The organism is Fimbriimonas sp. LA-C6, assembly GCF_055398105.1.
This window is the reverse complement of record NZ_AP038796.1, coordinates 282,973-308,609: the sequence shown is the minus strand read 5'-3', so window position 1 is coordinate 308,609 and position 25,637 is coordinate 282,973. Positions and strand designations below refer to the sequence as shown.

Sequence of the window (25,637 nt, the reverse complement as noted above, 5' to 3'; positions counted from 1 at the left end):
TGTAGGTGGTTCTACAAGAGCGCCCCGGTCTCCTGAGAGGCCGGGGCATTTTTCGTTTAGGGCAGGACGTTGCCTGCTGCTCGGTACAGGGCGTACCAGTCGGGTCTCGAGAGGTCGATCTTGCATGCTTCCACGACTTCTAGGACGCGTGTTGGGTTGGTGGTTCCCAGTACGGACTGGATGCGGGCTGGATGGCGCTGGATCCAGGCGATGGCCATTCCGGTCTTGGTGACGCCATACTTTTCGCACATTTCGTCCAGGGCTTTATTAAGCTCAGGGAACTTGGGATGGTCGATGAAGACGCCTTCGAAGAAGCCGAACTGGAAGGGGGACCAGGCTTGGATGGTCATCTTCTTGAGCCTTGAGTAGTCGAGGATGCCACCGTCTCGGTCGACGGAGTTCTCGTGCTTCATGTTGGAGGCGATTCCTCGGTCGATCATGCCGGTGTGCATCATGCTGAACTGGAGTTGGTTCACCTGGAGTTTCATGGGCAGGCTTGCTTGCAGAAGTTCTACTTGGCCTGGGTTGAAGTTGCTGACTCCAAAGTTACGCACCATGCCGCTCTCGTGAAGCTTGTTGAAGGCCTCTGCTACTTCCTCAGGTTCGATGAGGGTGTCTGGCCGGTGGAGCAGGAGGATATCGAGATAGTCGGTGTCGAGGCGTTGGAGGATTCGCTCCGCGGAATCGAGGATGTGCTCCTTGGAGAAGTCAAAGAAGCCTTTGCGGATGCCGCACTTGCTTTGGAGGATCAGCTTCTTTCTATCGATACCTAGTCGGGCGATCGACTTTGCAAAAACCTCTTCGCACTTGCCGCTTCCGTAGATATCGGCATGATCGTAGAAGTCGATCCCAGCATCGAATGAACTTTTGATGAGCGTATCGAGTGCTGCATTCTCCATGCCGCCGATACGCATACATCCCAGGGAGACCTCGGAGACGTTTAGGCCGGAAGTGCCAATCGTGAGTGTTTTCATAGCGTGGCCCATGTTATCCGTTCTTTGCCGCGAAACAGGTGGCGAAGTAGGTGATGAGCTACCTCTGGTAGTCTTTACGGTGTTTGTTGATTTTAGGAGAAGACGATGAAAAGACAGCTTTTAGTGATTCCGGCGCTCGTTCTGGCCGCCTTAAGTTCGGCTCAAAAAGTGACCAGTTATGTGGATACGGCGATCAACGAGTTCAATCCGCCGAACTCGCTTACAGATGGAAGCTCGTTTACCAACGACACTGCATCCACATGGAACAACCTTGCGGCTCTGAGCGCTAACGTTGGGTCGGGTGGGGTTTTGGCAGAGGCCTACTCGGCAGGGAAGATGGGCACGCTGAAGGCGAAAGCTCTCTCCAGCTATCCTCGCACAGCCAATCAGAATTACGCCACGGCTCATGCACATGTCTATACGTTGGATTATCTAAACGTCGGTTCGTCCAGCCTGGCAGTGGGCACTCCTGTTACGATCCAACTCCAAATGGTATTGAGTGGCACATTCTCAACTCCAACCTTCGAGATGGGCGGAGTTTATTCTGCTGATGCATCTGCGGCGATCTACGGTGATTCCTCTGTGGACGGGAAGTTTGCTCGATATACAAACACTGGCAGCGTCCAGCCTTACAATCTGATGTTCACTCTGAACACCAAAGTGGGCGATAGCGTGACCCTTCAGGCTGAGTTGGATGCTTCGACCTACGTGTCGGGCTTGGCGAGTGTTTCCCGAACGGCTTCGGTTGATTTTGCTTCTACAGCCAGAGTATTCGCGTGGTCTAACCAATCCGGCGTCACTCTTACTTCCGCAAGCGGCTACAACTATTCGCCTGTACCAGAACCCGTGAGCGTTGTAGCACTCGGCATGGGCCTCATCGGTGTTTGCCGACGAAAGCGACGTAGCGCCTAATGAGAAGTGGTGGCTCTGGCAAATGCCGGAGCCACCGGCCAGTAATCGGGAGCTAATTCGGGTTCAATAGAGGGGATATGACCCTCGTCGATAAGTTTGCTGCGCTTAAGAGTGAAGGTGAAAAAGCGCTTGTTCTATTTCTGAGCGGCGGCGACCAGCCCTTGGACCAACTGCCAGCGATTATCGATGCCCTTGTTGAGGGTGGCGCTGATGTCATTGAGGTTGGAATCCCATTCAGCGATCCTTTTGGAGAAGGTCCAACCATCCAGGCAAGCAGTCAGCGTGCTCTGGACAACGGGACGACTCCTAAAGGCGTTTTAGATGCTATTTCCCATGTGAAAGCAGGCATTCCGATTGTGACCATGGGCTACTACAATCCCGTGCTGCGGTATGGACTGAACGAATTTGCGAAGATGAGCAAGGAGTCTGGTTCTACTGGCACCATTGTGAGTGACCTTGTACCCGATGAGTCTGACGCTTGGTGTAAGGCTTGTGATCAGGCTGGGATTGAGACGATCTTCTTGGTTGCACCTACGAGCACGTCCGAGCGGATCGAGCAGGTTGCCGCTCGGTCAACAGGTTTTGTTTACGTGGTGTCTCGAACAGGCGTGACGGGTGCTGAGAACCAGGTTCCATTGGACGTGAGCGACCTAGTCCAGCGAGTGAAAGCGCTCACTGACAAACCTGTTTGCGTTGGTTTTGGAATTTCTCAGCCTGAGCATGTGCAGATGGTTTGTCAGTTTGCAGATGGTGCGGTCGTCGGTAGCTTCCTGGTGAACCTCCTCCACAATGAGTGGAAGGACGGCGCAGGGCGGGCGACGATTGTTGAGGCTGTGAGGAAGTTAAAAGCAGCGACAAGGACGGCATGATACTTCTCACGCCTGGGCCCTGTATGACGAGTGATACAGTGCGGGCTGCCGCAGCACTGCCGGATATCAATCACCGCGAGAGCGCCTTTGGCGAGCTGTTCCGAGATACGAAGAGGCGATTGCTTCACGTCTACCCGGCTACCGTGGCTGGGTGGCATCCTTATCTCATTGGAGGATCAGGGACGGCAGCAGTTGAGGCGATGATCACGTCGCTTCTGCCTGATAGAGGAAAGACGTTGATTTTGGAGAACGGCTACTACAGCAGCCGTATCCGCGAGATTTTCGAAGTCTACGGGCTCGCCCATGAGACGCTTTCCTTTGGTTGGCTAGATGCCTGGGACTTTGAACTCATCGAGAAGGCACTTGTGAGTGGAGAGTTCTACGCGGTCCTTGGGACTCACAATGAGACCACCACGGGGCGGTTGAACGATATTGGTTCCCTCGGGAAACTTGCTCGGGAGCATGGCGTAAAGACGTACATCGATGCGATGAGTAGCTTCGGCGCGGACGCCATTCCTTTTGAGAATCTGGACGCGGTTTGTAGTTCAGCCAATAAATGCCTCCACGGTTTGCCTGGCGTTGCGTTTGTTCTGGTGAGTGAGGATTTGGCGGAGGAGTGCAAGAGCTTTCCTCGGCGCAACTACTATCTGAATCTTCCTATGTATGCGGGAGACTCACCTCCTTTGACGCCGCCTGTGTCCGCTCTTTCCGCGTTTAGGCAGGCGTTGGTGGAGTTGGGTGATAAGGGGGCGACTGGGCGAGGGGAGGACTATAACCGGAAGATCTCCTATCTGCGCCATGAGATGCGTCGTCGAGGTTTTGTGACAGCAACACCTGACTTTGAGACCTCGTGTACCTTGAGCTCCTTTAATCTGCCGGACCGCTGGACTTTTGACGAGTGGTCAGCCGCGAACCACGAGCACGGTTTTGTGATCTACGGCTGCAAGGGCGAGCTTCGTGAACAGTTCTTCCAAGTGAGCGTCATGGGTGAGGTGACCCATCGGGAGCTTGAGGATTGGATCAAGCTGGTGGAGTGGTTGTTATAAAAAGAGAGAGGGTTGAGAACTTTCGCTCTCAACCCTCTTCTCAAATTTCTGTCTAGCTCGATATTAACGAGCGTAGAATTCGACGACCTGCTGCTCTTGGAAGAACTTAGGGAAGTCTTCTCGCTCTGGGAGAGCGATGATCTTGCCTTTGAAGTGAGTAACGTCTGCTTCCATGTAAGCTGGGATCGCAGCGCCTTCAAAGTGGCTGTCTCGAGCGATTCGTCGGCTTGACTCTCGGTCTCGAACTTCGATGACATCGCCAACTTTCAGCTGGAAGCTAGGGATGTTTACAACCTTGCCGTTTACCAAGATGTGGCAGTGGTTGACAACCTGTCGCGCTTGGAAAATGGTTCGAGCGTAACCGAGTCGATAAACTGCGGTTGCGAGTCGAAGCTCCAAGAGTCGAAGGAAGTTCAAGCCAGTGTTGCCGCTCATTCGCTGAGCTTTATCAAAGGTGTTTGAGAACTGCTTCTCAAGCATGTTGTAGTAGCGTCGGATAACCTGCTTAGCCAACAACTGCTCGCCGTACTCAGACTGGCGTCGATCCTTGAGGTTCGGACCATGCTGTCCAGCTGGGTATGGTCGTTTGCTCGCTGGACTCTTGGGTCGTCCCCAAATGTCGAAGCCGACGGTGCGGCAAATATCGGTCTTTCTTCCTCGGTAGGTCGCCATGTGATTCTAAATCTTCTCGGAGGCGTCATGCGCCCCTCTGAAGCACATATAATACCTACAATTATTCGACACTTTCAACCCGGCCAAAAAACGTCGTCAAAACGCGGAGTTTTTTCGTGCCGAATCCATGATCGTTTCGTTGGACCAAGATGTTCGTTCTAAGCTTCCTCAGCACCATGATGATTCCTGTTTCGTTCAGTCAACTCTGGTTTAACTCGGAGCGTGTTTCTTTCCCGTCGAAGCCTGGCGAGGTTTTGGTAAAGACCTACTCCATTCGGAAGGAGAGGGAATTTAACGAAGTGATTGCTTCCTGGAACGTGGACCATCCGGCTGTGGCAGCGGTTAAGGTCGAAGTTCGTGGTTCTTCAGGGGACCACAAGACGGGGTGGTACACGTTAGCTGATTGGGCTGCGGATGCACGGCTACGGCCGCGGGTAAGTGTCGCCAAGCAAAAGGACGCCGATGGGGTGGTCTACACGGACACCTTGAAACTAAGTAAGGCCACGACCAGTCTGGACGTCCGTTTGAGCTTAACCAAACTGTCTGAGGGAGCTACCCCAGAGCTTAAGCTCATCGCGGTGTCTCTTTTGGATAATTCCGTGAAGACTGAAGACGAGGGGATTATCTCAGATGCCTGGGGGCGGTCGATTGAAGTTCCAAGGAAGGAGCAAGGGAAGTATCCGAATGGCGGGGTGCTTTGCAGCGCCACATCGCTTTCCATGCTGATGAACTACTGGGGGACGTCTTTGCAACGAAACGATCTACTGAAGGATGTTCCAGAGGTTCAGGCTGGCGTTTGGGACACGGTTTATAAGGGAGCAGGGAACTGGCCCTTTAATACGGCCTACGCGGGATCGTTTGAGGGGATGATTGGCTATGTGAGTCGGTTGCGTTCCATTGCCGACGCTGAGAAGTGGGTTTTAGCCGGCATTCCGATTGCTTGCTCGGTTTCTTATGACATGTTGCGTGGACGGCCCCTTTCCGCTACCGAGTCGGGGCATTTGGTGGTGTTAGTCGGCTTTACATCCACGGGCGATCCAATTCTTAACGACCCAGCTTTTCCAAATGTCCGGAGATCCTACAAGCGGAGTGACTTTGAGAAAGGCTGGCTCTACTCGAAGCGGACCGTGTACATTGTCCATCCAGTTGAGAAGTCGGCTCCCAATGAGCCAGGGGCCCCCTGGATAGTCAAATAGACCCAATTTGAGGGAAGGGTCTGAACCTTTTATTGAGAATTTTTAAGCAGAAGGTCCTAAAGGCTTCTTAACGCGGGTCGATAAAGACGATACTCACGCCGTTCCATGAAGAGGGTCATCGTTCCCATTGTTGTTGTGCTGCTGATTGTATGCGGCATTGGCTCAGTCTTAATGAAAGGCAAAGGTGCCAATCCTGCAGACGCTAAGAAGGCGAGCACTGCCACTGTCACACGTGGCGATATCGTTGTGAAAGTCGTTGAGACTGGGAATGTGGAGGCTGACAAGACGGTTGAGGTGAAGTCCCGAGTTTCCGGACGCCTTAAAGATCTGTTTGTCCAGGAGGGTGATTTTGTAAAGGCTGGGCAGCTGATTGCTGTCATCGATCCGAAAGAGACTCAGCTCCAGGTTTTGCAGGATCGGGCGAACCTGAAGGGTGCCAGCAGCGCGGCCAGCAAAGCGCAGCTCGAAATTGCTCAGCGCAAAGAGACCGCTCAGGCGGGTTACCTTCAGGCCAAGACACGGGTTGAGCAGCTAGAACTGGAGTCGAAGACTCAGCCGGAGCTGACCCGCAACGCGATTCGTACGGCTGAGATTGCTTTGAATACAGCCAAAGAGCAGCGCCGATTGCTCGTGGAAAGCACTCATCCAAACGCTCGAACTTCTGCCGTGACGGCAGTGAGCGAGGCGGAATCGAATTTTGAGAATGCCACCAAGGAGTTCAACCGCCGAAAGGAGCTGCTTGATAGCGGTTATATACCGACCAGGGATTTAGAGTCAGCGAAGTTGACCCTTGATCTTGCAAGAGTGCGACTCGCCCAAGCGAAGGAAGCATTGGGTCGGTTGGATGCTCAGTTCCGGTCAGACATCGCCAGGGCAGATGACTCCATTAAGCAGGCTGACGCAGAGCTACGAAGAACTCGCGCGAATGCGATTTTGGACATCACCAAGCGGAAAGAGTATCTGTCAGCGGTTCGGGACCTGGATAAGGCGCGATCTGCTTTGCAGGATGCAGCGATCTTAGAGCAGGGACGACAGCAGACTTTGGCCTCGGTGAGTCAGCTTGCGGCTGTACTCAGTAACTCCGAGCGAAATCTCGGTGAAACCGATGTGCGGGCTCCGATCACGGGTGTCGTTACGAAGAAGATGTTGCAGGTTGGAGAACTTGCCAGCGGCTTGAGCGGATTCTCAGCAGGTACAAGCATTCTCCGCATTGAGGATCGTAGCGTTCTCAAAGTTGTGCTCGCGGTTAATGAGATTGATATGGCCAAGCTGGTCGTGGGCATGACTGCTACGGTCGACATTGATGCTATTCCTGACCAGGTCTTCACTGGAAAGGTGATCCGCATTGCTCCTGCTAGCAAGGATCTGCCTACTGGGACAACTCAAACCGAGGCTGTGGTCAAATATTCGGTTGAAATTCTGATTTCACATCCTGCGGGTGCCATTCGCTCGGGAATGTCTGCGAAGTGCAGCCTGGACGTGGTGCGGAAAGAGAAGGTTCTTACGCTTCCCCTTGAGTACATCCAGAAAGAGGATCGGAAATCGTTTGTTTATCTTCAGTCGAAATCCGCCGATCCAAAGGCGAAGCCGGAGAAGCGAGAAGTAAAGGTGGGAGCCTCCACGGGTTCTACTGCGGAGATTATCTCTGGAGTTTCTGAAGGGGACATTGTTGTCAAACCGGAGTTCGGTGGTCCTAAGCGAAAGGGTGCCATGGAGTTTGGCGGTGGGGATTAATGAACTTAGGTCAATCCTTCCTAATCGCCATCTCGATGCTCATGCAGAACAAGCTGCGAGCATTCCTCACGATGCTGGGCGTGATTATCGGTGTGATGAGCGTGACCATGATCACGCTCATTTCCAACGGCTTCCAGGCCTATTTGGATAACGAATTTAAGCGTCTGGGAGCCGACACGATGTTCGTCTTCTTTGATGGGGGACGCAGGGGAAGAGGAAACACCGTCGGTGGGATCGACAAGCTCACCACGAACGATATGAAGTTCGTGACGGACCGTGTTCAGAGTGTTGATGTCGCTTCGGGCCTGATGGGTGTTCCTTCCCAGAAAGTTGTGTACGGCAATAACGACGTACCGGACCCAAAGATCCAGGCGACGGATGAGAACTTTCAGGTGCTCAATCGGTTCAACCTGATCGACGGGCGCTCGCTTTCGAAGACCGACGTCCAAACTCGGGCAAATGTTTGCGTGATTGGCGTTGATATCCGTGACCGGCTGTTTGGCAGTGAGAAGGCGATTGGCAAGTACATCCTCCTCAATGGCATCGCGCTCGAAGTGATTGGGATCATCGAGAAGACCCAGTTTATGGGGGATAGCACTGCTAAGTTGATCTTGGCTCCCATCACAACGGCACAGGATAAATGGGTGGGTGGTAACAAGCTGGATGTGATGCTGTTGCGAGCCAAAAAGGGTGCCAAAGTGGATGACGTGATGGACTCTATCTGGGAGGCCCTCATGATTCGGTCCAACAATAAGCCGATCTTCCGGGTGGATTCGAACGAGTCGATTGCGAAAGTATTTGGTGGCGTGGTGGGCGGCGCTGGTGGCGTGCTTGCGGGCATTGCCGGGCTGTCACTGCTCGTTGGCGGCATTGGCATCATGAACATCATGCTGGTGTCGGTGACGGAGCGGACGAAGGAGATCGGTCTGCGCAAGGCCGTGGGTGCTAAGCGTCCGGCGATTCTGGCCCAGTTTCTGGTGGAATCTGCGACTCTGAGCCTTATTGGTGGGCTCATCGGGATGAGCATTGCTTATGGGCTGGGGCAGGTGGTCAGTCTGGCGACGAAGTCAATGGCTTGGCCGACGGCTGGAGGATTACAGGCTCCATTCCCCGTGACGGCAGGCGTCTTCGCAGCGACGTTCTCGGCGATGATCGGCGTGGTGTTCGGTTTGTATCCGGCCATGAGCGCGTCGAAGTTGGACCCGATTGTCGCTCTTCGACGCGAGTAGGTTCTAGTTCAGAATATTGACGGCTCGCGCTGCGAGCAGGACCACAATGGAGAGGCTGATGGTGCTCTGGAGCATCATCAGACACTTCGCCCAGCGGGAAAGGGCAGAGGTGTCTGCAGGCGAGAGAGCCGTGCTGGTGTTGAATGCCAAAAATAGGTAGTCAACAAACCCTGGTGACCAGTTTTCGGCACAAATGGTGGCTAGCTGTGCCTCGGTTAGAGTCATTTGTGGAAACAGAAATGCCCCTTCTTCGTGCTTCTGCCGGAGTTCTCGTTCATGAGGACCGCCCGCATCCAGTCGCCAATACCAGAGCGCGAACACTAGAACGTTCGTGACCCAGAGTAGTGAGGCCGACTTGAGAATGGCTGGGGCTGTTAGGTGAGGCTCGGTCGGGACAAGCAACCGTGTGACGAGCACGATGAGCGCGTAGAGAACAAAGACGGTGAGCGTCGTCAACAGCGCAATCCCGATTCTCCGGTTCCAATTGTGCAGTGCCATTCGATGAGTGATCGCTGCGGGTATCAGCAAAGGAATCGCTAGGGCTGGAAGTATCCAGGAAGGGCCCAATGTGAGATCCTCTGGCAATGCGAAGTGGAAGAGCGCTATGGCCACTACAACCAGCATTACAGGCCATCTGGGCTCCGACTGGAACTGGTCATCAGTATCAAGAATCGCCATCAGGGTTTAGGCTACCTAACGGTGATGACTAGGTATTGATGACGGAGTGTGTTACAGTGCCGTTGTAATGTCCAAGAAAGTAACGATCAAGACCCATCTCGATTTTCTGGTGAGCGTGCCGGAAGCTGACCGTGAGAGGGCAACGGAATATATCCGACAGAAAATTCAGAGCGAACTCTCTCAGGAGTTTGGCGCTCTGTCGGTGAAGTACTCGATTGGCGACAAAGAGCGTGTCGATGTGGATGGAACACTGGACAAGCACGTGATCTCAGGGATCAAGGCTAAGGTTCACGGGATTGAGCGAAACGCTCTGAACTACTTCGTTTACGAAGAAGAGCACAAGTCCTGAAGGAATGGTAGCGGCGACCCGACTTGAACGGGTGACCTAACGGGTATGAACCGTTCGCTCTAACCAACTGAGCTACGCCGCCGACTACGTTGCGACAAGAATGTCGAGCAACTCCTTTAATTAAGGCATCTCTCGCCCTCCCCTGTCAAGGTAGGGGGCATATATGGCATAACCCATTTGGATGGCAAAGATAGGCGTAATGGGTTGTGGCGTGGTGGCGGACTATGGGCATTTGCCCGCGATTGTACGCACACCCGGATTAGAATTGGTTTCGTTATTTGATCCAAACAAGGAGCGGCTGGAAGCTACCGCAGCAAAGTTTGGGAATCCTAGAACCTATCTGAACCAGGATGAGTTTCTCGATTCGGGGCTTGATGCGGTGGTGGTGGCTTCGCCAGCACCCTTTCACCACGTGAATGTGTTGGGCGCTGCCAAGCGCGGACTTCATGTGTTGTGCGAGAAGCCGATTGCGCACGATGACAAGCTTGCGGCTGAGATGATCGAGGCCATGGATAAAGCAGGGAAGATGCTTTTGTGTGGCTTTGTTTACCGATTTAGCGACGTGGCACAGCAGATCAAGAAGTGGGTGGACGAAGCGATCGTCGGCGAAGTGCGGAGCTTGCGGCTGGTCTACCTGTGGGACCTTCACGGCCAGTGGGAGCAGACGCCAGGCGGCAAGTGGATCGAAGCTCCTCGTTGGCAGGGTCGGATGTTAGAGGGCGGCCCCATGGTGGATTGCGGTGTACACCAGATCGATTTGGCACGCTGGTGGCTTGGAAAAGAGGTTACAGACTGGAACGTGTCTGCGGCATGGGTGTCGGACTACGAAGCTCCCGACCATGTTTACCTACACATGAACCACGAAGGTGGCGCGCACACCATGGTGGAGATGTCGTTCAGCTTTGGACATACGGTCAAGGAACCGGCACCCTTGTTCACCTATGACCTCATCGGAACAGGAGGCACCATGCACTACAACCGCCATGGTTGGGTTCTGGAAGTGCGGGATGGTCAGCGGACGCTGGCAGTTCCAGGGGCGAGTGAGAAGAACTTCGCCGGCATGTATCAGGCCTTCGCAGAGGCTCTCAGAACAGGCAAGCCAGGGGCATTCCCCACGGGGCGCGATGGGTTGATCGCCACGAAAATCGCTGAGGAAGCAACTCAAGCAGCCATTTCACGAAGAACCCTGAAGCTGCACACGGCTTAATAGTGTTGGATTTTGCGGATCACGCCTCACGGAGCGGCCTCGTATAGCCTGGTACAGGTGATTTAGCGGGTACGGTTTAGTTGAGGCGTGATTATGAACAAGCAAATCAAGAAAGTACTGGCCGTATCGGCACTTGCAACAGTTGCCACCGCAGCAATGGCACAGGTCCCAAGTCTTCCTGGACTCTCAGGCACCTCTTTCCGCGTGGGTGTTCTTTACCCAATCGATAGCGCAGCCAAGGATCTCGGCAAGAACTGGAAGGCTTTGGGGTTGGACTACCGACTGAGCGGTTTTCAGTTAAAGGCTCCAATCGTCGGAGCAAGCACCTACCTCGGCATTTCTGCTGACTACTTCAATCACGGCTCTAGCAGCGATTTTCCTTTGGCGGTGAACTACAACCTGCGGATGATGGACTTCGTGTTCAGCGCAGGCATTGGTGCCGACTTCTACAACTACGAGGACTCCACGGGTAGTGGCACGGCGCTGCACTTCCAGGCTGCGGTCAGCTACGATGTGTGGAAGATCCCAACACCAATCTTCCTTCAGGCGAAGTATTTCATGTCTGAGAAGAAAGAGCTCCGTTCATTCGGTCTCTACGTTGGCGTTCGGTTCTAAAAAGAGATTCGCTACAAAAAGGAACGGCCCCGGAGATTTCTCTCGGGGCCGTTTTTAGTTTGGGGTGCTCGTCTATCTTAGGCGTCTGCGTAGAGATAGAACTCGTATGGGTGTGGTCGCAGGTCAACTGCGTCGCACTCGTGCTCGAGCTTGTATTCGATGTAGCTCTCGATGAGCTCCTTGCTGAACACGTCGCCTTTGAGAAGGAACTCGTGGTCGTTAGCAAGTGCTGTGAGAGTTGCTCGAAGTGAGCCAGGAGTCTGCTCGATGCCAGCCTTTTCGATTGCTGGGAGCTCGTACAGGTCCTTATCGATTGGCTTTGGCGGCTCGATTCGGTTCTGGATACCGTCGAGGCCAGCCATCATCAAGGCAGAGAATGCCAAGTATGGGTTAGCCATTGGGTCTGGAGCACGGAACTCAACTCGCTTAGCCTTAGGCGACTTGCTGACCATTGGGATTCGGATACAAGCTGATCGGTTTCTTGCGGAGTAGATCAGGTTGATCGGAGCTTCGTAGCCAGGTACCAAGCGTCGGTAGGAGTTCGTGGTTGGTGCGCAGAAAGCGAGAAGAGCTGGAGCGTGCTTCAGCAAACCGCCGATGTAGAAACGAGCATTCTCGGAGAGACCAGCATAGCCTGCCTCATCGTAGAATGTTGGCTCGCCGTTCTTCCAGATGGACTGGTGGCAGTGCATACCGGAACCGTTGTCTCCGAAGAGTGGCTTAGGCATGAACGTTGCGATGTAGCCGTGCTGGAATGCCGTCTGTCGAACGATGTACTTGTACTTCATGACCTTGTCAGCCATGGTTGTCAAGGTGTCGAACTTCATGTCGATTTCGCACTGACCTGCACTCGCCACTTCGTGGTGGTGCATTTCGATGTCGATTCCGACTTCCATCATCTTCAAGCACATCTGTGTTCGAAGGTCCTGGAGCTTGTCAACAGGGGCGCATGGGTAGTAGCCACCCTTTGGCTTAATGGTGAAACCAGGGCCATCGTCGTTACCGCTTTCCCAGTGTGCTTCTTCCGAACCGATCTTGTAGAAAGTGTGCTCTGGCTTGATGCTGAATGAGAGTCGGTCGAAAACGAAGAACTCAGCTTCAGGGCCGAAGAATACGGTGTCGCCGATGCCGGTGGACTTTAGGTACTGCTCAGCTTTAAGAGCGGTGTAGCGTGGGTCCTTTGGATATGGCTGGCGTGTGAGCGGGTCCTCGATGTTGCAGGTGATGACTGCAGTTGGGACTTCCGTGTAAGGGTCCATGAACATCGTGGTCGGGTCTGGCATGAGAAGCATGTCGGACTCGTTGATGGACTGGAAGCCTCGAATGCTCGAGCCATCAAACGCCAAGCCGTCTACAAAGACGTCCTCGGTGAAGTGGTTGGCTGCGATACTGAAATGCTGCCACGTACCCATAAGGTCAGTGAATCGAATGTCGACAATCGGAGCCTCGTTGTCTTTAACAAATTTGACGGCTTGCTTTGGATCCAAAGTATTTCCTCCAGTAGGTTGCTCTGCTAATTACTCAGGTGATTGTCGCGGGGGGCAAAAATCCCATGAGAAAGGACGCCTCGGTTGTGAAAACCTGGACGCCCTTGCAAATTTCCGCTAGCGCCGTTGCTGAACGATTGCGGGGATTATCTCCAATTCGGGCCTCAGAAGGGAAGGGTTTACGTTACAAATTACGAAACCGTTTCACAAATCGACCCTCTTAACAAACCGGACCCCGTGATTCATACAGCTTTTTTGCAAGTGCGTCGTGTGAAACAGGTGTTTGAGCAGGTATTACTACTGGCTTAAATGTTAAGAGCTGGGCAGCGGCGGCAGCGCGGTAGTTGAGCCACGGGAGGGCCGCTTGGTAGAGCTGCTCGGCGATCCCCCCAACCTGTTTGGCGCGTAGTCGTGCCGACTGTTCGGCATAGGCCAGCATGAGGAGATCGGATGCTGCACCGATGGCAATTTGCCCTTCGATGGGGTGTTGAAGAGCGCTGGTGGCTAGTTCGGAAATGAAGGAGTCACCGGCTCCGGTGGCGGAGGCTTTGCCGTCCTTGACCTTTCGCAGGAATCGATCCGCGATGAACAGACGATTGATCTCGTTGGTGCCTTCATAGATGCGGCTCACGCGGGCGTCTCGGTAGTGGCGGGCAATGGGGAACTCTTCCGTAAAGCCGTAGCCGCCGTAAACCTGCAGTGCCTCGTCCACGATGGCGGATTCGATTTCCGTGGCGAGCACTTTACACATGCTGCACTCGATGGCGAACTCTTCGGCTGCCTTGCGGTTGCCATCTACCGTTCCACCCCACGCGTCGAAGGCACCATCGATCAGCGCACCTGTTCGGTAGGTGACCGACTCCGCCACGAAGAAGAGGGCAGCCATTTCTGCAAACTTCTTCTGGATCAGTCCGAAGCTGGAGATAGGTTGTCCAAACTGTTTGCGGTCTTGCGCATACGCTGCGGCCAGACCCATGGCATCGCGTGCAGGGCCCATGGACATGGACGAGAGCTTAAATCGGCCGATGTTGAGGGCGTTAAACGCCACGTGGTGGCCCTGCCCTTCGTTGTGAAGGAGATTCTCGACGGGCACTTCTGCGTTTTCTAGGATCAACCTGGCCGTGGAGGAGCCTTTGAGACCCATTTTGTGTTCTTCTCGGGAGACGCTCACGCCAGGGAAGTCTTTCTCCACCAAAAAGGCGCTGAATTTCTCTCCGTCGATCTTAGCCATCACCAGGAACAGATCGGCCCACTTGGCGTTGGATATCCACATCTTGGTGCCGTTCAACACGTAGTGATCGCCCTTTTTGTCTGCACGGGTAGAGGCAGACAGTGCATCACTACCGCTGTTTGGCTCGCTAAGGGCGTATGCGCCTATCCATTCGCCACTGGTGAGTCTTGGGAGGTATCGAGCCTTTTGGGTGTCTGTGCCGAACAGAGAGAGGCCCACCTGACTGATTCCGCTGGTGATGCCGTACGTGACACTGAATGAGCCGTTGAGACTCATGTATTCGAGAATCCGTGCGGCGAGGTTCTTGCCGAGTCCTAAGCCGCCGTAAGCGTCGGAAGTATCGACACCGCACAGGCCCAGGTCACCCGCTTTTTTGATGAGGGAGGGCATGAGGCCCTCTTCCTGATGGTCGAGCCTTTCGACGAGTGGCAGGACCTCTTTGCGGGAGAACTGCTCAGCCGTTTCGATCATCAGTTGCTCTTCCTGTGAGAAGGCTTCTGGCGTGAAGATGGTGGTGGGCGTTTGGGAGAAGAAGCTGGATCCAGTGATATTTTCTTGGGAAGTGGGCATCTTTGGTCACCTCATTTGCAGAAGTAGTGCTTTGAATTATGGTTGGCTTGGTATTCTATTTGCTTCCGGGCCTGTAGCTCAGTGGTCAGAGCAGGCGGCTCATAACCGCTCGGTCAGGGGTTCAATCCCCCTCGGGCCCACCATCCGGATTCTTTTTCAACTTATTCCCCAAAGGCAAGTTGATTTGCATAACTCCTAATGTCCTTTGGCCATTCTTCCATAAGACTGTAGAACTTCTCTGAGTTGTCGGCAAAGAGCGCCCGCGTTACTTCCTCAAAGTTCGGCAGATCTCCAGCCATGGACGAGAGGAATCTGTAGGCCGCTTCTTTTGCCTGACGCTTACGATCTTTCTCGCTGTTCGCCTTTCGTGCATCTTCCACGAGCTTCCGGAGCGTGATGGAGGCTCCGCCTGGCTGGGTAGCGAGCCAGTCCCAGTGTCTCGGAAGGAGAGTGATTTCGCGGGCAACCACGCCGAGCTTTGGACGTCCTGGTCCTTTGGGCTCTTCGGGGGTTTCTTCGTTAATCGGCGTTGGGAGCCTTGAAAGAACGTCTTGGATCGTTCCTCTAAGATCGATGTCTGTAAGGTGTCCGGTGAGATCGTCATAAACGAGTGGGGAGTTGGCTTCTTCCGCCTTGACCGTGATGGCTACTGCTTGGATGGGGCCTTGCGCAAGAATCTGATGACCCTTGAAAGCTGTGTAGGTCTGAACTTCGGACATGGTGTATTTAACCCGGGTAAAAAGAAAATATGACTCTATAAGTAGACGCGTGTATACTTATGAAGTGAATCGAGATGTGTCAACGTACTGGACCACCTGGCAAGTTATTCGACTTCTTCGAGATTTTGGGAATCGAGGCTGACATGGAGGCGCTTGAGGTAGACAGCATGCAAGGGAACCCAACGGATCCTCATGTAGTGGTTGTGGAAGGTGGTGAGAGCGGCACACGTGAGGCCGAACTCATGCGTTGGGGACTTGTGCCTTCCTGGGCGCAGGGAACTAAGGGCGCCACAAACCTACTTCATGCCCGAGCGGAAACGCTCTTAGAACGTCCATCGTTTCTGGAGGCCTTTCTGAAGCGGCGCTGTATTATTCCCATGAGTTCGTTCTACGAATTCAGTGCGGATTCTCGGTACCTCATCAGCATGAAAGACGGTTCGATGATGGGGGTGGCAGGCTTGTGGGAATCCAAGCGAGTTCCGGGGCAAAAACCCTTGAACACATTCACCATCATCACCACGCCGTCGAACCAGCTGATCAGCGCCATTCATCCTCGGATGCCCGCGATCTTACGTCCTGAAGATTACGGGATGTGGATGGATTACGGCAGTGAAAATCTGGAAGTTTTGACGGAGTTGCTGCACCCCTACAATAGTCGGGAGATGAGCATGGTGCTGGATGGCCCGCGCAAGAGCGTCAAGTCCAAGTCCGCTGGGCAGCTTCAGTCGGCTTTGTTCGAGTGATTTTCGCGTAGTTGCCGCAGGGTGCTGCCTTCATGCAATTTGTCTGCGGTTTTGGCGTGGCGGATGCGCTGCGAGCCGTAAATGCCACTGTGCCCGCTCGCGATGTAGGCAACCACGCAGCAGATGAGCAAGGGGACCGCTAGTTGGGACCCGAATAGTTCGATGCCCATCACGATGCAGGCGATGGGTGTGTTGGCGGCTCCGGCAAACACGGCCACAAATCCGAGTGCAGCGAAAATGGCGATGGGTTGATGGGTGACCTGACCGAACGCGTTTCCGAGGCATGCTCCGATACAGAACAGCGGAGTCACCTCGCCTCCCTTGAATCCAGCCCCGAGGGTTATAGCCGTGAATAGAAGCTTGAGAGCAAATGCTGCGAGCAGGAGTTTGACACTGAAGCTCTTCTGGATGAGCTCTAGGCCGAGTCCGTTATAGTCCCTGTTTCCCACTAAGAGGGTAAGTGCAATGAGGATTACTCCTCCGATCACCGGCCGCCCCCAAGCCGTCTTGCACCAGTTCTTTGCGTAGTGCTGGACTGTATGGGTGAGCTCCGAGAACAGCAGGCTAGTCAGGCCAAAGCACAATCCTGCCAGTAGGAACAGCCCATAGACGAGGGGGCTGAGGCGAGGAACCTCCGTGATGAGCGGGTGGTAATCGAAGTGAATAACCCCAAGCTGTTGGCAAACGACGTCACCGACGATGCTAGCGAACATGCAAGGTACAAGAGACTGAACTCGGAAGCGCCCAATTGCGAGCACTTCCAGTCCAAAGATTGTCCCTGCGAGTGGGGTGCCAAACACAGACCCAAAGCCGCCGCTAATCCCTGCCATGAGAAGCATTTGACGGTCCTGGCTGGTGAGTTTGAAAGGCTTTACCAAGATGTCCGCCAGCGTGCCACCCATCTGGACAGCCGTTCCTTCTCGTCCTGCCGAGCCGCCAAAGAGGTGTGTGGCAACCGTGGTGACGAAAATGAGGGGTGCCATTCGAAAAGGAATGGTCTGCTTGGGATCGTGGATCTGCTCCAGGATCAGATTGTTTCCGCCTTCGACTTTTTTGCCAAAGTAGGTGTAGAGCAGGGAGATGCCCACGCCCGCAACAGGAAGGAGCAAGAGGAGGTTGGGGTGAAGTTGTTGGGTTCGTGTGGCCCACTCAAGCGACTTGAGGAACAAGAATGACGCCGCACCCGATAGGATTCCGACGAGTGAACCCAGAAGACTCCATTTGGCGAGCGTCCGGAGAAGGGTTAACTGTTCGTGAATATTGAATCTAAAAGGCATAATTGACCTACCGCTGAGCAGGATTTCACTGCAATTTGGTAGGAGTCATCAGCCAAGAACCTGGCGGTTTGGTTCAGGGCGAACCCCATGCCCTGGTGATTAATATCCTACCCGACAGGATCGGGTAGGACGATTTTAGTGGAGTCTTCCCAGTCGTGAGAGCGGCAGCCAAGTGAACTCTGCTCGTCCTGTGATCGAATCGCGAGGAACGAGTCCCCAGCCACGACCATCGAACGAGTTGTTCCGGTTGTCACCGATCATCAGGTAGTAGCCTTTCGGAACTGCTACGGCAGGCAACTTCACGACCTGCTTTTCTTCCTCTAGAGAAGAGAACGCAAAGTCTGGGTGTGCCATCAAGAGCGGGCTACCGGTCATGTCGTGCGGACCATTGAGACCTTCATTGGCCGACTCATCTAGGTAGTTGAGCGGAATGATTTGGCCTTTGTATTTGACCAGCTTGAAGCTGGCTTTAGGCATCGACGTTTTCTCGGCGTCTGTCAACTCTTGATAGTTGACGCAGTTTTCGCCCATGGGCACAGTGTCGACACACCTTGAATAGTGTTTGGTGTTGTCGTCTACCGGCTTGCCGTTCCGGTATAGAACGCCTGCTCGGAGTTCGACGATGTCACCAGGAACGCCTTGGCATCGCTTGACGAAGTCGACGTTCACCTGACCATCTGAGTCAACCTGCTCGGGGTGACCGAGGGTGGCACGCACCGGTGGTCTGAACACCACAATGTCGCCTACCTTGGGTTCGGTGTAACGGTAGATCGCTTTGTTGGCAACAATGTAGTCGTTCACATAGAGCGTGGACCACATAGAGCCGGAAGGGATCTTAAAAGCTTGTACTCCAAATGGGCGGATGACCATGAACACAAACACGGCAGCGTAGATCACTGCGTCCAACAGTTCGTTTGTGAACTGAAGGCCTGCGTTGAGTCCCATTTTTCGGAGATGGGGAGGCGCTTTGAGCAGCCTAGGGGTGATGATCAGTCGAATGACTGTGAGGACCACCACAAAAATGAAAACCTTGCTCAGCGGAGTGCGAGCAAGTTTATCAATGATGTCCGACACTCCGCCAGGTTGTGCCTGGCAGAGTGGATAGAACTGGTCGAAGAGCGGCACGGTTTTTTAGCGTCGCTCTTTGATGCGTGCTTCCTTACCGACCTTCTCGCGGAGGTAGTACAGCTTCGCACGTCGTACCCGACCCCGTCGGAGTACTTCGAACTTTGCAACGTTGGGCGAGTGGAGCGGGAATGTTCGCTCGACGCCAACGCCGTTACTGATCTTTCGAAGGGTGATGGTCTCTGCAATTCCACCGTTCTTGATGGCGATGCATACGCCCTCGAAATACTGAATTCGTTCTTTACCGGCTTCGCGGACTTTTACGCCTGCCTTCACGGTGTCACCTGGCCAAATTGTTGGCAGATCTGTCTTTCTCAGATCCTTGGTAACGCTATCTAAAATCGCGGCTTTCGACATTTTTATTCTTCCGTTTCGTTTGTGCCCTTAGAGAACACTCACTAATTGAGTCTTGTCAGACTCCATCCAGAGGCACGACGGAAGGCCGTGCTTAGACATGAACACAGATCATAGCATATCGAGGTCACTTTTTTCCAAGCGAGCCTTTGCAAATAGATCCGGTCGCTTGTCTCGCGTGAGCTTGAGCGCTTCCGTGCGGCGCCATTTTGCTATTGCACTATGGTTGCCACTTAGTAAAACAGGTGGAACACTTTCTCCGTTCCATGTTTCTGGTCGGGTGTAGTTCGGCGCGCTGAGCAGTCCATTGGAATGGCTATCCGCATCCAGGCTCCCTGCCGAACCTAAAACGCCTGGAATCACCCGGGTGATCGCGTCCGCCATGACCAGCGCCGGGAGCTCCCCGTTGGTGAGCACAAAGTCTCCAATGGAGAAGACATGGCTGCAAAGCTGGGTCTCTACTCGGTGGTCGAATCCTTCGTAGTGACCGCACAAGAACACGACCTGGTCATACCCAGACAGTTCTTGGGCATCGCGTTGGGTGAATGACTTACCTGTAGGAGCAGTGAGGATAATCGCCGTCTTGGGGTTATTTCGATCAGCCCCAGCAGCTTTAAGAGCTTGCGCTGTTGGCTCTGCTTTGATCAGCATGCCGGGCTCTCCACCATAAGGAGTCTCATCGACTTTCTGATGGCGATCGTAACAGTAGTCCCTCGGATTCACCGTTTGGAACTGAACCGCCTTCGATTCACTAGCCCGTTTCATGATGCTGTGCTCAAGGGCGTTTTGCACCATTTCTGGGAAGAGCGTGATGAAGTCGATTCGGACCACGAACGGAAAGGTACCGCGAATCCACGCGATTTGCGTCATCGGACAGGTGTTTCATGGCCGCTTTACCGGTCAAAAAGGTATCCTTTCTGAATCATGTCCAATGTGCCCGGAGATCTGAAATACGCCACTTCGCACGAGTGGGTTCGCCTTGATGGTGACGTCGCAACGATCGGAATTACTGACTTCGCTCAGTCTGAGCTTGGTGATGTTGTTTACGTCGACCTTCCAAGTGTAGGACGTGTGCTCCAGGCTGGGGACTCCTTTGGCAGCGTTGAGTCTGTCAAGACCGTCAGCGATGTGTACGCTCCTGTCGCCGGCGAAGTGATTGAAGTCAATGGATCGCTTTCCGCGCAATCCGAGCTCGTGAACTCAAATCCTTACGACACCGGCTACATGATCAAGATCAAAGTGAGCGATGCTTCAAATCTCAGCACTTTGCTTGACGCTGATGGCTACAAAGCCGTCGTAGGTTAATTCAAGTTTCGCTCTGCCAGGTGCCAGCGTTGGGCCACCGGGCAGAGTCTTTCTTATTCCAGTCCAACCCTCCATCACATGCCCTACATTCCTCACACCGAAGCTGATCGTCAAGAGATGTTAGCGACGATCGGTGTCGATTCAATCGACGCCCTATTCCGTGAGATCCCAGAAAACCTTCGCGTTAAGCCTGGCGCTCTAGATCTCCCCCCCGCACTCGACGAGCCAAGGCTGCTGGCACACCTCCGTGAGCTAGCACTGAAGAACGTCAATCTTGCGGATGTGGCTTGCTTCCTCGGAGCTGGCATTTACGATCGATATATTCCCGCGAGCGTAAGTGCAGTCATCTCCCGTGGCGAGTTCCTCACGGCCTACACTCCGTATCAACCGGAAGCATCGCAGGGCTACCTCCAGACGATCTACGAATTCCAGTCGATGATCGCGGAGATCTACGGAATGGACCTCGCGAACGCCTCGATGTACGACGGCGCGACATCCATGGCCGAGGCTGCGATCATGGCGACCGGCGTGAACGGACGTCAAAAGGTCTGCGTCAGCGAAGCCGTTCACCCCCACTATCGGCAAGTGCTCGACACTTACTGCTGGTCGATGGGTATCGAAGTGGTGACACTTCCTGCAACAGACGGCGCAACCAAAGACTATTCCGGACTCAACAACGAGAGCGCTTGTCTGATCGTTCAGTATCCCAACTTCTTTGGAACTATCGAAGATTTGGCCTTGGCCAGAGAAGAGTCCAAGAAGAACGGCGCGCTGCTGATCGTCGTTGCTGATCCAGTTGCTTGCGCACTCCTCAAGCCTCCTGGAGCATTTGACGCGGATGTGGTGGTTGGCGAAGGTCAGCCGCTTGGCGTTGCAATGGGCTTGGGCGGACCGATGGTCGGTCTCTTCGCCTGCAAGTCCGAGCATGTGCGACGCATTCCAGGTCGAATCGTTGGCCGAACCACTGAGATGCATGGCGACCGAACCGGTTACGTCATGACCCTTAGAACGCGAGAGCAGGACATCCGACGTGAAAAAGCGACCTCGAACATCTGTACGAATGAAGCGCTGATGGCCTTGTCTGCGACCGTCTACATGTCGGCTCTCGGCAAGAACGGCCTTCAGGAAGTTGCTACTTCAACCGTTCGCAACACCCAGTACGCCATTCAGAAACTCACTGAAGCCGGTGGAAAGGTTCTCCACGGTGGCAAGGTATTCGGAGAGTTCATCCTCCAGCTTCCCAAGGACCCGACGGAAGTTCGCGATCGATTGCTTGAGAAGAAGATCCTGGCTGGCTTGCCGCTCGCCGGTTACTACTCGGCTTATAAGGATTGTCTGCTCGTCGCGGTGACGGAGATGCGATCGAAGGATCAAATTGACGCATATGCCAGCGCTCTGAAGGAGGTGCTTTCGTGAAGCCACTAATGAAGCGGATGCCAGAGCCGCAACTGATTTTCGAAAAGTCTCGTCCTGGTCGTATCGGGTGCAACTTGCCCCACTGCGACACTCCAGAAGTAGACATCAATGCCATTGTAGGTGAGACCCGAGAAGAGCTGCACCTGCCTGAGATTGGTGAGCTGGACCTTCTGCGTCACTTCACAAACTTGAGCCACCTCAACTACGGCATCGAGACTGGGTTCTATCCTCTCGGCTCCTGCACCATGAAGTACAACCCGAAGGTAAACGAGCTCACCGCTCGCATGCCAGGGTTTGCCAACCTTCACCCCATGCAGCCTGTTGAGACGGTTCCTGGCGCGATGGACATTCTGATGGGTGTTCAAGAGATGCTGATGGCGATCACCGGTTTCGACCACATCACCCTACAGCCCCTCGCAGGTGCCCATGGCGAAATGACCTGCTTGATGCTGATCAAGGCCTACTTTGAGGCGAAGGGAGAAGGGAAGCAGCGACACACCGTCCTGGTTCCAGACTCTGCTCACGGTACCAACCCAGCTTCTGCCGCACGTTGTGGATACGACGTAAAGTCGATTCCAACGGACAAGGACGGCAACACCGACCTCGCAGCTCTGGAGAAAGCTCTAGAAGGCGACGGCGGAAAGGCAGTAGCCGCTCTGATGTTGACCAACCCATCGACCCTGGGTCTGTTCGAACCAAACATCGAAAAGATCTGCAAGATGGTTCACGAGGCTGGCGGACAGGTGTTCTGCGATGGAGCCAACATGAACGCAATGGTCGGCACCACACGACCTGGCGATCACGGCTTCGACTGCATGCACCTCAACCTGCACAAGACCTTCAGCACGCCTCACGGCGGCGGCGGCCCTGGCTGTGGCGCGATCGGTCTTCAGAACCACCTCGAACCCTTCCTGCCAGTGCCGGTGATCCGACGAGAGCCAAACAAGCAGATCGTGGCGGACTATGCACGACCACTTTCGATCGGTCGAGTGAGTCCATTCTATGGTCAGTTCCTCATGGAAGTTCGAGCGTATACCTACCTTCGAGCCTTCGGACGGGAGCACATGGCCGATATCTCTCGCCACGCAGTTCTCAATGCGAACTACGTACGTGAGCGGCTCAAAGAGGTCCTGCCTCCGGCACACGACCGCCCATGTATGCACGAGTGCATTCTGACGGCCGAGAAGTACAAGAAGGAGAACGGCGTTCGTGCGCTGGATATCAGTAAGCGACTGATCGACTACGGATATCACCCACCTACAAACTACTTCCCGCTGATCGTTCCCGAGTGCTTGATGATTGAGCCTACAGAAACGGAAGCGAAGGAGACTCTTGATCAGTTCTGCGACGCGATGATCGCAATCTGCAAGGAAGCAGTGGAGAATCCAGACCTTCTGCACGACGCTCCGAGCACCCAGATTGTTGGGCGACTTGATGAGACGGCGGCCGTCAAGAACTTGGATGTTCGATGGAAGCCAAGCGGAGCTGTCCGCGTCGACACGGGCCGAACTGCTGTAACCGCAGGCTAAGCGGCGATAGGATGGGGCTGTTCGACTCTTGGGTCGGGCAGCCCTTATTGCTTTATCGAATGAATTTCACCATCGAAGACCGAAACAGTGGCCCCATCAACATGGCCCGAGACTCTGAACTATTGAGCCTGGCGGAGCAGGGAAGTGCTGGCTGCCGGGTGTATCAGTGGGATGGCGTGTGGGTGAGCCTAGGTCACTATCAAAAGCCTGATGCAGCTATCCAGCCCGGTTTCAATCAGTGGGTGATGAGACCAACGGGTGGCCGAGCAGTACTTCATGGGCATGATGTGACAGTTGGGCTGGCCGTTCCGCTTGCAAGCCTAGGGATCACGGATTCCAAGTCGATCAAAGCGGTCTACCGAGCGATGGTTGCTCCCCTCATTGCAGCTCTCAACAACTGCGGAGTTCCGGCGGAGTTGGCAGAAAGAACTCGATTTGTAAAGACGGATTCTCTCAGCGCCGATTGTTTCGCGCTTTCATCGCCGAACGATGTAGTCCATCGGGAGACAGGCAAGAAGCTCTGTGGCTGTGCTTTGCGTGTGACCGACCATGCTGCTCTGGTTCAAGCGAGCATTCCGTTTGAGCGTCCCCTGAGGGAGCCGGATGAGGTTATCGTCGGTGGCGTCGCCTTACAAGGCGAGCTGTGGGACTGCTCAGATTTTGCCCAAAAACTGAGTCTCCAGCTAACTCGGGATCATTTCTAGACTTAGGTTCGTCCCAATTTTGTGGGTTTGATAAAAGAGTTTAAGGAGTTCGCAGTCAAGGGCAACGTGATTGACCTTGCTGTGGGCGTAATCATTGGCGGCGCGTTTGGAAAGATCGTGTCCTCCTTGGTTGAAGATATCATCATGCCTCCCATTGGTCAGGTGATTGGGAAGGTCGATTTCAAGAGTCTCTTTGTCGTGCTCGGCGACGACAAAGGCATGCAAGTGAAGTCGATTGAAGAGGCCAAGAAGCTCGGCGTCTCCACGCTGAACTATGGCCTGTTCATCAACAACGTCATCCAGTTCTTGATCTTGGCTTTCGTGATCTTTTTGATCGTACGATCGATCAATAAGTTGAAGAAGGAAGAGGCACCCGCTGCGCCTCCCGCCGATCCAGCGGATGTGGTGCTTTTGACAGAGATTCGAGATCTGCTGAAGAAGAGTTGATGTGATAAAAGAAAAGCCCCAGCGAGTCTCGCTGGGGCTTTTTTAGGATCTGGGGGCAGAATCCTTAGTTTGGTGTCGGAGTGATGGTGAAGCCTTGTGACGTCAGCTCTTGGCCGATGTGTCGAAGCTTCTTCATCGCTCGGAGTTCGATCTGTCGAACTCGCTCTCGGGTGACATTGAGTTCGCTTCCGACCTCTTCAAGAGTTCGTGAGCGACCGTCATCCAGACCAAACCTGAGGCGTACGACATCGCGTTCGCGACTCGTAAGCCGTCCTAGAATGCCGTCAATCTCTTCGCGTCGGATCAGAGTCCATGTCACGTCGCCAGGGTTTGGCATGTTCGTGCTGTGAACAAAGTCTCCAATGGAAGAGTTGTCCTTTTCACCAACGGGAGTTTCCAGGGAGATCGGCTCGACTGCCACGCGCATCATTTCGCGCACACGGTCGATAGAAAGGCCAACCTCTCGGCTGATCTCTTCCTCAGTCGGTTCTCTCTGAAGCTCTTGCTGAAGGCGACTCGCTGTCTTGACAACCTTGTTGATCAATTCAGCTACATACACAGGGATTCGGATCGTTCGCCCTTGGTTAATGATTGCTCGTGCAATAGCTCGGCGGATCCACCACGTTGCGTAGGTGCTAAATCGGAAGCCCTTTCGCCAGTCGAACTTTTCGACTGCTCGAATAAGACCAAGATTTCCTTCTTGAATAAGGTCTGCCAAGGGGATACCGCGCGCATTGTATTTCTTTGCGATGCTGACAACAAGTCGTAGGTTCGACTCGATGAGCACCTTCTTTGCGTACATGTCTCCGGCTTGGACCTTTCTTGCGAGGTCTACCTCTTGCTCTGGGGTTAGAAGCTGTGCGCGGCGCGTCTGCCGCATCCACATTTCAAGTTCCTCAGAGTCGTCGGCTACAGGCTTTTCGTCATCGGCTTCATCCTCATCCGCGGCATCCAGCTCAAGCAAATCGTCTTCTGGTGGCTCAACGGACGGGTCGTCCAGGACGGGAGCGCCCCCAGCCTCCAAATAGGAGTGACGACCTGGAGTGCGTACTGTAATGGCACGTCCACGTCTTGGCTGAGTTGCTAACCCGTTTTCTGCTGACATAATTCTGTTCTATTCCTCCGAAGCTCTCCGTGAACTTCCATGTCGAGAGGTCACTCCAGCCGCTTGATCACCACTGATATACGGTCCGAGTTCACCTAAAATTTCATTCAATACAAAGCTGATCTTGGGGGTATAAGTAAATAA

Annotated in this window: 26 protein-coding genes, 2 tRNA genes and 1 riboswitch; of the genes, 16 read left to right on the top strand and 12 right to left on the bottom strand. The window is 54.0% G+C overall.

Annotated elements, in window-relative coordinates; genetic code table 11:
- Positions 1-56: 56 nt before the first annotated feature.
- Positions 57-974, bottom strand: coding sequence for an aldo/keto reductase (locus ACZ51B_RS01505; protein WP_464295462.1), 918 nt, complete (start codon positions 972-974; stop codon positions 57-59).
- Between the two features lie 105 nt (positions 975-1,079).
- Here ACZ51B_RS01505 and ACZ51B_RS01500 point away from each other — a divergent pair, with 105 nt between their 5' ends.
- The 3 genes from ACZ51B_RS01500 (at position 1,080) to ACZ51B_RS01490 (ending at position 3,801) form a co-directional block, all read left to right on the top strand.
- A complete protein-coding gene (locus tag ACZ51B_RS01500) occupies positions 1,080-1,886 on the top strand; it encodes a PEP-CTERM sorting domain-containing protein (protein ID WP_464295461.1) in 807 nt (268 codons plus the stop codon).
- Positions 1,887-1,963: 77 nt separating this feature from the next.
- Complete coding sequence (trpA, locus tag ACZ51B_RS01495; protein ID WP_464295460.1) at positions 1,964-2,755, top strand: tryptophan synthase subunit alpha; 792 nt, start codon at positions 1,964-1,966, stop codon at positions 2,753-2,755.
- A gap of 23 nt (positions 2,756-2,778) precedes the next feature.
- On the top strand, positions 2,779-3,801 hold the full coding sequence (locus ACZ51B_RS01490) for a pyridoxal-phosphate-dependent aminotransferase family protein (RefSeq protein WP_464295459.1): 1,023 nt from the start codon (positions 2,779-2,781) through the stop codon (positions 3,799-3,801).
- 63 nt (positions 3,802-3,864) lie between these two features.
- On the opposite strand, the gene rpsD is transcribed toward ACZ51B_RS01490, so the two are convergent.
- Positions 3,865-4,473 carry a 30S ribosomal protein S4 gene (rpsD, locus tag ACZ51B_RS01485; RefSeq protein WP_464295458.1) on the bottom strand — a complete coding sequence of 203 codons (609 nt, stop codon included), beginning with the start codon at positions 4,471-4,473 and terminating at the stop codon, positions 3,865-3,867.
- A gap of 149 nt (positions 4,474-4,622) precedes the next feature.
- Between rpsD and ACZ51B_RS01480 the strand changes: the two genes are divergently transcribed.
- The 3 genes from ACZ51B_RS01480 (at position 4,623) to ACZ51B_RS01470 (ending at position 8,632) form a co-directional block, all read left to right on the top strand.
- Complete coding sequence (locus ACZ51B_RS01480) at positions 4,623-5,669, top strand: C39 family peptidase (RefSeq protein ID WP_464295457.1); 1,047 nt, start codon at positions 4,623-4,625, stop codon at positions 5,667-5,669.
- A gap of 105 nt (positions 5,670-5,774) precedes the next feature.
- Positions 5,775-7,403: an efflux RND transporter periplasmic adaptor subunit gene (locus tag ACZ51B_RS01475; protein ID WP_464295456.1), complete on the top strand. Its 1,629-nt coding sequence runs from the start codon at positions 5,775-5,777 to the stop codon at positions 7,401-7,403.
- Entirely contained in the window at positions 7,403-8,632 is a 1,230-nt protein-coding gene (locus ACZ51B_RS01470) for an ABC transporter permease (protein WP_464295455.1), read from the top strand. The genes ACZ51B_RS01475 and ACZ51B_RS01470 overlap by 1 nt, the downstream gene beginning before the upstream one ends.
- 3 nt (positions 8,633-8,635) lie before the next feature.
- Here the strand turns inward: ACZ51B_RS01470 and ACZ51B_RS01465 are convergent, their stop codons facing one another.
- Positions 8,636-9,310 (bottom strand): hypothetical protein, encoded by a 675-nt coding sequence (locus ACZ51B_RS01465; RefSeq protein ID WP_464295454.1) that lies wholly within the window; start codon positions 9,308-9,310, stop codon positions 8,636-8,638.
- 67 nt (positions 9,311-9,377) lie between these two features.
- Between ACZ51B_RS01465 and ACZ51B_RS01460 the strand changes: the two genes are divergently transcribed.
- Positions 9,378-9,659 (top strand): hypothetical protein, encoded by a 282-nt coding sequence (locus ACZ51B_RS01460; RefSeq protein ID WP_464295453.1) that lies wholly within the window; start codon positions 9,378-9,380, stop codon positions 9,657-9,659.
- A 5-nt stretch (positions 9,660-9,664) separates the two neighbouring features.
- Here the strand turns inward: ACZ51B_RS01460 and ACZ51B_RS01455 are convergent.
- Positions 9,665-9,741 (bottom strand) — tRNA-Met (locus tag ACZ51B_RS01455).
- Positions 9,742-9,840: 99 nt separating this feature from the next.
- On the opposite strand from ACZ51B_RS01455, the gene ACZ51B_RS01450 reads away from it, so the two are divergent.
- On the top strand, positions 9,841-10,866 hold the full coding sequence (locus ACZ51B_RS01450; protein ID WP_464295452.1) for a Gfo/Idh/MocA family protein: 1,026 nt from the start codon (positions 9,841-9,843) through the stop codon (positions 10,864-10,866).
- Between the two features lie 93 nt (positions 10,867-10,959).
- The gene (locus ACZ51B_RS01445; RefSeq protein WP_464295451.1) at positions 10,960-11,481 is read left to right on the top strand and encodes a hypothetical protein; all 522 of its coding nucleotides are present in this window, start codon (positions 10,960-10,962) and stop codon (positions 11,479-11,481) included.
- Positions 11,482-11,558: 77 nt separating this feature from the next.
- Here the strand turns inward: ACZ51B_RS01445 and glnA are convergent, their stop codons facing one another.
- Both glnA and ACZ51B_RS01435 read right to left on the bottom strand, forming a co-directional pair.
- Positions 11,559-12,968, bottom strand: coding sequence for a type I glutamate--ammonia ligase (gene glnA, locus ACZ51B_RS01440; protein WP_464295450.1), 1,410 nt, complete (start codon positions 12,966-12,968; stop codon positions 11,559-11,561).
- Positions 12,969-13,188: 220 nt separating this feature from the next.
- Positions 13,189-14,769, bottom strand: coding sequence for an acyl-CoA dehydrogenase family protein (locus ACZ51B_RS01435; protein WP_464295449.1), 1,581 nt, complete (start codon positions 14,767-14,769; stop codon positions 13,189-13,191).
- Between the two features lie 67 nt (positions 14,770-14,836).
- Between ACZ51B_RS01435 and ACZ51B_RS01430 the strand changes: the two genes are divergently transcribed.
- Positions 14,837-14,912 (top strand) — tRNA-Ile (locus ACZ51B_RS01430).
- Positions 14,913-14,930: 18 nt separating this feature from the next.
- Here ACZ51B_RS01430 and ACZ51B_RS01425 read toward each other — a convergent pair.
- Positions 14,931-15,488: a DUF2239 family protein gene (locus ACZ51B_RS01425; protein WP_464295448.1), complete on the bottom strand. Its 558-nt coding sequence runs from the start codon at positions 15,486-15,488 to the stop codon at positions 14,931-14,933.
- Between the two features lie 74 nt (positions 15,489-15,562).
- Here ACZ51B_RS01425 and ACZ51B_RS01420 point away from each other — a divergent pair, with 74 nt between their 5' ends.
- Positions 15,563-16,231, top strand: a complete 669-nt coding sequence (locus tag ACZ51B_RS01420; RefSeq protein ID WP_464295447.1) for an SOS response-associated peptidase — start codon at positions 15,563-15,565, stop codon at positions 16,229-16,231.
- Here ACZ51B_RS01420 and ACZ51B_RS01415 read toward each other — a convergent pair.
- From ACZ51B_RS01415 to trmD, 4 genes are all read right to left on the bottom strand, one after another.
- Entirely contained in the window at positions 16,210-17,508 is a 1,299-nt protein-coding gene (locus ACZ51B_RS01415; RefSeq protein ID WP_464295446.1) for a voltage-gated chloride channel family protein, read from the bottom strand. The two genes, ACZ51B_RS01420 and ACZ51B_RS01415, sit on opposite strands and share 22 nt — an antisense overlap.
- A gap of 32 nt (positions 17,509-17,540) precedes the next feature.
- A riboswitch (Fluoride riboswitch) is annotated at positions 17,541-17,610 on the bottom strand.
- 33 nt (positions 17,611-17,643) lie between these two features.
- Positions 17,644-18,633: a signal peptidase I gene (gene lepB, locus ACZ51B_RS01410; protein ID WP_464295445.1), complete on the bottom strand. Its 990-nt coding sequence runs from the start codon at positions 18,631-18,633 to the stop codon at positions 17,644-17,646.
- 6 nt (positions 18,634-18,639) lie between these two features.
- Complete coding sequence (rplS, locus tag ACZ51B_RS01405) at positions 18,640-18,990, bottom strand: 50S ribosomal protein L19 (RefSeq protein WP_464295444.1); 351 nt, start codon at positions 18,988-18,990, stop codon at positions 18,640-18,642.
- A gap of 108 nt (positions 18,991-19,098) precedes the next feature.
- Complete coding sequence (gene trmD / locus ACZ51B_RS01400) at positions 19,099-19,857, bottom strand: tRNA (guanosine(37)-N1)-methyltransferase TrmD (protein ID WP_464295443.1); 759 nt, start codon at positions 19,855-19,857, stop codon at positions 19,099-19,101.
- 54 nt (positions 19,858-19,911) lie between these two features.
- Between trmD and gcvH the strand changes: the two genes are divergently transcribed.
- The 5 genes from gcvH (at position 19,912) to mscL (ending at position 24,388) form a co-directional block, all read left to right on the top strand.
- On the top strand, positions 19,912-20,292 hold the full coding sequence (gene gcvH / locus ACZ51B_RS01395) for a glycine cleavage system protein GcvH (protein WP_464295442.1): 381 nt from the start codon (positions 19,912-19,914) through the stop codon (positions 20,290-20,292).
- A gap of 78 nt (positions 20,293-20,370) precedes the next feature.
- Complete coding sequence (gene gcvPA, locus ACZ51B_RS01390; RefSeq protein WP_464295441.1) at positions 20,371-21,708, top strand: aminomethyl-transferring glycine dehydrogenase subunit GcvPA; 1,338 nt, start codon at positions 20,371-20,373, stop codon at positions 21,706-21,708.
- 17 nt (positions 21,709-21,725) lie between these two features.
- Complete coding sequence (gene gcvPB, locus ACZ51B_RS01385; RefSeq protein WP_464295440.1) at positions 21,726-23,237, top strand: aminomethyl-transferring glycine dehydrogenase subunit GcvPB; 1,512 nt, start codon at positions 21,726-21,728, stop codon at positions 23,235-23,237.
- Positions 23,238-23,296: 59 nt separating this feature from the next.
- Positions 23,297-23,941: a lipoate--protein ligase family protein gene (locus ACZ51B_RS01380; RefSeq protein WP_464295439.1), complete on the top strand. Its 645-nt coding sequence runs from the start codon at positions 23,297-23,299 to the stop codon at positions 23,939-23,941.
- Positions 23,942-23,962: 21 nt separating this feature from the next.
- Positions 23,963-24,388, top strand: a complete 426-nt coding sequence (gene mscL / locus ACZ51B_RS01375; protein ID WP_464295438.1) for a large conductance mechanosensitive channel protein MscL — start codon at positions 23,963-23,965, stop codon at positions 24,386-24,388.
- Between the two features lie 64 nt (positions 24,389-24,452).
- On the opposite strand, the gene ACZ51B_RS01370 is transcribed toward mscL, so the two are convergent.
- Positions 24,453-25,493: a sigma-70 family RNA polymerase sigma factor gene (locus ACZ51B_RS01370; protein ID WP_464295437.1), complete on the bottom strand. Its 1,041-nt coding sequence runs from the start codon at positions 25,491-25,493 to the stop codon at positions 24,453-24,455.
- Positions 25,494-25,637: the final 144 nt, after the last annotated feature.

Excerpts from the sequence above, each read along its gene's own strand:
- ACZ51B_RS01505 (WP_464295462.1), bottom strand. The coding sequence starts at position 974 with ATGAAAACACTCACGATTGGCACTTCCGGCCTAAACGTCTCCGAGGTC.
- ACZ51B_RS01500 (WP_464295461.1), top strand. The coding sequence starts at position 1,080 with ATGAAAAGACAGCTTTTAGTGATTCCGGCGCTCGTTCTGGCCGCCTTA.
- trpA (WP_464295460.1), top strand. The coding sequence starts at position 1,964 with ATGACCCTCGTCGATAAGTTTGCTGCGCTTAAGAGTGAAGGTGAAAAA.
- ACZ51B_RS01490 (WP_464295459.1), top strand. The coding sequence starts at position 2,779 with ATGACGAGTGATACAGTGCGGGCTGCCGCAGCACTGCCGGATATCAAT.
- rpsD (WP_464295458.1), bottom strand. The coding sequence starts at position 4,473 with ATGGCGACCTACCGAGGAAGAAAGACCGATATTTGCCGCACCGTCGGC.
- ACZ51B_RS01480 (WP_464295457.1), top strand. The coding sequence starts at position 4,623 with ATGTTCGTTCTAAGCTTCCTCAGCACCATGATGATTCCTGTTTCGTTC.
- ACZ51B_RS01475 (WP_464295456.1), top strand. The coding sequence starts at position 5,775 with ATGAAGAGGGTCATCGTTCCCATTGTTGTTGTGCTGCTGATTGTATGC.
- ACZ51B_RS01470 (WP_464295455.1), top strand. The coding sequence starts at position 7,403 with ATGAACTTAGGTCAATCCTTCCTAATCGCCATCTCGATGCTCATGCAG.
- ACZ51B_RS01465 (WP_464295454.1), bottom strand. The coding sequence starts at position 9,310 with ATGGCGATTCTTGATACTGATGACCAGTTCCAGTCGGAGCCCAGATGG.
- ACZ51B_RS01460 (WP_464295453.1), top strand. The coding sequence starts at position 9,378 with ATGTCCAAGAAAGTAACGATCAAGACCCATCTCGATTTTCTGGTGAGC.
- ACZ51B_RS01450 (WP_464295452.1), top strand. The coding sequence starts at position 9,841 with ATGGCAAAGATAGGCGTAATGGGTTGTGGCGTGGTGGCGGACTATGGG.
- ACZ51B_RS01445 (WP_464295451.1), top strand. The coding sequence starts at position 10,960 with ATGAACAAGCAAATCAAGAAAGTACTGGCCGTATCGGCACTTGCAACA.
- ACZ51B_RS01435 (WP_464295449.1), bottom strand. The coding sequence starts at position 14,769 with ATGCCCACTTCCCAAGAAAATATCACTGGATCCAGCTTCTTCTCCCAA.
- ACZ51B_RS01425 (WP_464295448.1), bottom strand. The coding sequence starts at position 15,488 with ATGTCCGAAGTTCAGACCTACACAGCTTTCAAGGGTCATCAGATTCTT.
- ACZ51B_RS01420 (WP_464295447.1), top strand. The coding sequence starts at position 15,563 with ATGTGTCAACGTACTGGACCACCTGGCAAGTTATTCGACTTCTTCGAG.
- ACZ51B_RS01415 (WP_464295446.1), bottom strand. The coding sequence starts at position 17,508 with ATGCCTTTTAGATTCAATATTCACGAACAGTTAACCCTTCTCCGGACG.
- rplS (WP_464295444.1), bottom strand. The coding sequence starts at position 18,990 with ATGTCGAAAGCCGCGATTTTAGATAGCGTTACCAAGGATCTGAGAAAG.
- trmD (WP_464295443.1), bottom strand. The coding sequence starts at position 19,857 with ATGACGCAAATCGCGTGGATTCGCGGTACCTTTCCGTTCGTGGTCCGA.
- gcvH (WP_464295442.1), top strand. The coding sequence starts at position 19,912 with ATGTCCAATGTGCCCGGAGATCTGAAATACGCCACTTCGCACGAGTGG.
- gcvPA (WP_464295441.1), top strand. The coding sequence starts at position 20,371 with ATGCCCTACATTCCTCACACCGAAGCTGATCGTCAAGAGATGTTAGCG.
- gcvPB (WP_464295440.1), top strand. The coding sequence starts at position 21,726 with ATGCCAGAGCCGCAACTGATTTTCGAAAAGTCTCGTCCTGGTCGTATC.
- ACZ51B_RS01380 (WP_464295439.1), top strand. The coding sequence starts at position 23,297 with ATGAATTTCACCATCGAAGACCGAAACAGTGGCCCCATCAACATGGCC.
- ACZ51B_RS01370 (WP_464295437.1), bottom strand. The coding sequence starts at position 25,493 with ATGTCAGCAGAAAACGGGTTAGCAACTCAGCCAAGACGTGGACGTGCC.